This is a genomic window from Candidatus Sarmatiella mevalonica (genome assembly GCF_016751895.1).
Classification (GTDB): Bacteria; Pseudomonadota; Alphaproteobacteria; order Rickettsiales; family Rickettsiaceae; genus Sarmatiella; species Sarmatiella mevalonica.
In genome coordinates this window covers 1-3,644 of sequence record NZ_JACVVM010000089.1, presented here as the reverse complement: position 1 = coordinate 3,644, position 3,644 = coordinate 1, and the positions used below count along the sequence as shown (strand labels likewise).

Annotated in this window: 4 protein-coding genes and 1 pseudogene; 3 read left to right on the top strand and 2 right to left on the bottom strand. The window is 38.9% G+C overall.

The genetic code is table 11. From position 1 onward, the window contains the following. Positions 1-378: 378 nt before the first annotated feature. The gene (locus tag Sarmat_RS06165) at positions 379-1,026 is read left to right on the top strand and encodes an alpha/beta hydrolase (RefSeq protein ID WP_202149896.1); all 648 of its coding nucleotides are present in this window, start codon (positions 379-381) and stop codon (positions 1,024-1,026) included. A gap of 65 nt (positions 1,027-1,091) precedes the next feature. Beyond that, on the top strand, positions 1,092-2,387 hold the full coding sequence (gene glyA / locus Sarmat_RS06160) for a serine hydroxymethyltransferase (protein WP_202149895.1): 1,296 nt from the start codon (positions 1,092-1,094) through the stop codon (positions 2,385-2,387). Between the two features lie 151 nt (positions 2,388-2,538). On the opposite strand, the gene Sarmat_RS07185 is transcribed toward glyA, so the two are convergent. Further along, the gene (locus tag Sarmat_RS07185) at positions 2,539-2,661 is read right to left on the bottom strand and encodes a hypothetical protein (RefSeq protein WP_279611776.1); all 123 of its coding nucleotides are present in this window, start codon (positions 2,659-2,661) and stop codon (positions 2,539-2,541) included. 10 nt (positions 2,662-2,671) lie between these two features. Here Sarmat_RS07185 and Sarmat_RS06155 point away from each other — a divergent pair, with 10 nt between their 5' ends. Further along, on the top strand, positions 2,672-2,818 hold the full coding sequence (locus Sarmat_RS06155) for a DUF1580 domain-containing protein (protein WP_202149894.1): 147 nt from the start codon (positions 2,672-2,674) through the stop codon (positions 2,816-2,818). 175 nt (positions 2,819-2,993) lie between these two features. Here the strand turns inward: Sarmat_RS06155 and Sarmat_RS06150 are convergent. After that, positions 2,994-3,424, bottom strand: a pseudogene (locus Sarmat_RS06150) (transposase family protein); the annotation flags it as partial. Positions 3,425-3,644: the final 220 nt, after the last annotated feature.

The following is a 3,644-nucleotide window of genomic DNA, read 5'->3' as shown; positions in this document are numbered from 1 at the left end:
ATTTCTGATTTGACTAAAAAACTATGCAGTTTTTAATAGCAAAATCCTTATAAAATCACTCAAACAAAAATTTTAACTACAAAATACAAAATTTTCTAAAATCTCATCTTACAACGGTCCCGTTATGCAAGAGGTCTAATGACATTAAACGTTTTTTAAATGTTCAAGGCGTTTCAGTACATCTTCTCGCAGTTTAAAGCGCCAAATCTCATGTTTGCTGCTGTTATCCATATTGTACTTATCGACAAGATGATTACTTAGTATTAACACACCCTAGTTGTGAGAGTATTTGATATTTATATCTTTTGCGTTTAAAAGATATTAGTTACTATATTAAAATGCGGATGCGCTTCTATAATTTATTGCTTTTATATACTTATGCAACCTAGTATTACTCACCAAGATTGTGCGCGCTTTGTATGCGATAAGCCTCAAAAATTAGTTATCATGATGCATGGCATTGGGTCTGATGCTAATGACCTAATAGCCTTAGCCCCAATCATGTCTCTGCCACATCATTATTTTATTTCTTTGAATGGCATTGAAGAATACGACATGGCCCCATATGGTAGGCAGTGGTTTAGTTTGCAAGATAGGGGGTATGAAGCAATCTTGCGCGGGTTAGAGAATGCTAATCAGAAGGTAAATGCTATTATTAAACAGCATCAGAAGGAGCTTGGTATTGAGAATAAGGATACTATTCTGCTGGGCTTTTCTCAGGGCACCATCATGTCTTTATATATGAGTCTTGTTGCTCAAGAGCAACCATATTATGCAGTCGTTGGTTTTTCTGGTAGATTAGTTCCTCCACAAAAAGTACATACTACCAGCACGCCAGTTTGTTTAATTCATGGCGAAGATGATGAAGTGCTGAGTATTGATGATTTATTTGCTGCGAAGCGCTATCTAGAAAAGATGAATGTTTCAGTGGCATCTCATGCTCTACCTAACTTAACTCATTCTATAGATCATGTGGGCATCGAGATTGCCTGTGATTTCTTGAGTAAGCTTCACCCTGGCGCTTAGGGCCTAACGCTCAACACTCATTTAGCTTTGCTATATCAACGTTTCTTAATGAATAATTAATTTTAATGAATAAAATGAATAAAAGTCTTTTGCTACAAGATAGCGAAATTGCATCAATTATCGATGCCGAATATCGAAGACAGAATGATGCGATTGAGCTGATAGCATCAGAAAACTATACTAGTTTAGCAGTGATGCAGGCTCAAGGTTCTATTTTAACAAACAAATATGCCGAAGGTTACTCTGGTAGAAGGTATTACTGCGGCTGCCAGGAAATAGATAGAATTGAAGATCTAGCCATCGCTAGAGTGAAACAATTATTCAATTGTACATATGCCAACGTGCAGCCACACTCTGGGTCGCAAGCTAATCAGGCGGTTTTTTTAGCGTTATTACAGCCAGGCGATTGTATTTTGAGTATGTCTTTAGATTGCGGTGGGCATTTAACGCATGGTGCTAGCGTCAATTTATCTGGCAAGTGGTTTAAGGTGGTGCATTACGGACTAGATGACAACGGTTTGATTGACTATAACCAATTGCGCCAAATGGCGTTACAGCATAAACCTAAGCTGATTATAGCTGGCTATTCTTGTTATAGCAGAGCTTTAGATTTTGCGGTATTTAGGCAAGTTGCCGACGAAGTGGGGGCCTATTTAATGGCGGATATTGCGCATATAGCTGGCATTGTGGCGGCTGGCTTTCATCAGAGCCCCATCGAATATGCGCACGTTACCACCTCTACTACACATAAAACTCTGCGTGGCCCTCGTGGTGGCTTAATTTTAACAAATGATGCGGATATTGCGAAAAAAGTGAATTCCGCCCTTTTTCCTGGGTTGCAGGGTGGGCCGTTGATGCATGTGATTGCGGCTAAGGCGGTAGCTTTTCAGGAAGCGTTGACCTTAGAATATAAGCAATATATTAACCAAGTATTAATTAATAATCGCGCGATGGCTCGGGTGCTTATAGTTCGGGGACATGATGTGCTATCTGGAGGTAGCGATAACCATATGACAGTTCTGAGTTTTGCTCGTGTCCCAGCAGACTCGAATTTAAATGGTAAGGTGGTGGCGGAAGCTTTAGAAGAGGTTCATATAGCTTGTAACAAAAATTCCGTTCCTAACGACCCACTTCCTCCAACAATTACTTCTGGGATAAGGTTAGGTAGCCCGGCATGCACTACGCGCGGCTTTGGCCAAGGTGAATTTGAAGAAGTAGCGAATATTATAGCAGATGTGATTGATTGTTGCGCTGGTGGTGGTGTGTTGCGGGAGAAAATTGTGGCTTTGCGCGCAAGGAGCAAGAGTTTGACTGATGCATTTCCGATATATGCGCCTGTGATAAATTATGGCTTGAATTAAGTTTTTATACTATAGTAATTTAAGTTGAATTAGATATAATTTTTCGTTATAATGAAAGGAAAAATGACAAAAAGCTATAGCAATGATTGAAGGGAAAAAGTAGTAGAATATTTAGAAGCTGGGAATAGTTATGACCAAGCACCTAAATTATTTACAATAAGTAGACCTCTTTCCTAACTCTACTCCTGATGGCAACTGTGGCGACGCTGTCGATGCGCAAGTCCTCACGTACTTCATGTACACTGCGGCTCTGTGCTTCGTATACTCCTCGCATTTGCTCTTAATTGAGCGAGTTTCGAAAGAGGTCTAGTGTATCAGCAATAGGAAGGTGGTACCGAAAATATAAAAAAGAAGGTAATTATCTCGCAAAGAAACAAGGTGGTTCAAAAAGAAAAATTGATCTAGAAGCACTTGAAAACTACGTAAATTAAATGAAAATATGACATTGAAAAAAGCTGCCCAAAAATTTGGAGTAAGTATTTTTACAATAAGTTATTGGTTAAAAAATCTAGGCTTTAGCTATAAAAAAAGACTTTTCCTACCTGGAAGCTAGCGAAGAAAGACGCCAAGATTGCCAGGAAAAAATAGACCTCTTTCGAAACTCATTTATACTAGCTCCATGTTATAAATAGCTGCAATCAAATTGAATCTGAGGCCAAACCTTTTCGTCTGTTTCTATATTTGTCAGAGATGATTTTAAATCGTTTGAGCATACCGATAACATTTTCATTAACCACTCTTTCACTGGCAAGCTCTTGGTTTTTCTGCTTATCCTCTTTTGTTAACGGGTTTTTCTTAGTCTTCTTTCTTGGCAATTCAGACTTGCTATGCAGCTTTCGTATGCCTTGATATCCAGTATCAGTAATAACCTTTATATCAGAATTTATCTTTGTTCTCGACTCTTTGAATAGCCTAAAATCATGCCGCTTACCATTTGCAAAAGCAGTGCATATTACTTGTTTCATCTTCTTATCGACAACAACTTGGGTTTTTAATGTATACCTTCTCTTTTTCCCTGAATAATACCGCTTTTGCTTGTTATTCCGATTCTTAGAACCAGTCACGCAAAAGGTTGAAGTATTGGAGGGACATCGTTATGATTGGCATCAAAGGGAGGATATGAGATGTCAACGAGCTATACGAGTGATTTAACAGATGAAGAATGGGCCGTAGTCGAAAAGATAATTTACAAAAGAAGGGGGAAACAAGGCAGGCCGCCCCCTAGGGATGCCAGACGTTTATGGGATGGTATATTTT

What these genes read in the sequence shown, in the direction of transcription:
- Sarmat_RS07185 (WP_279611776.1), bottom strand. Translation starts at nt 2,661, where the DNA reads ATGCGAGGAGTATACGAAGCACAGAGCCGCAGTGTACATGAAGTACGT.
- glyA (WP_202149895.1), top strand. Translation starts at nt 1,092, where the DNA reads ATGAATAAAATGAATAAAAGTCTTTTGCTACAAGATAGCGAAATTGCA.
- Sarmat_RS06165 (WP_202149896.1), top strand. Translation starts at nt 379, where the DNA reads ATGCAACCTAGTATTACTCACCAAGATTGTGCGCGCTTTGTATGCGAT.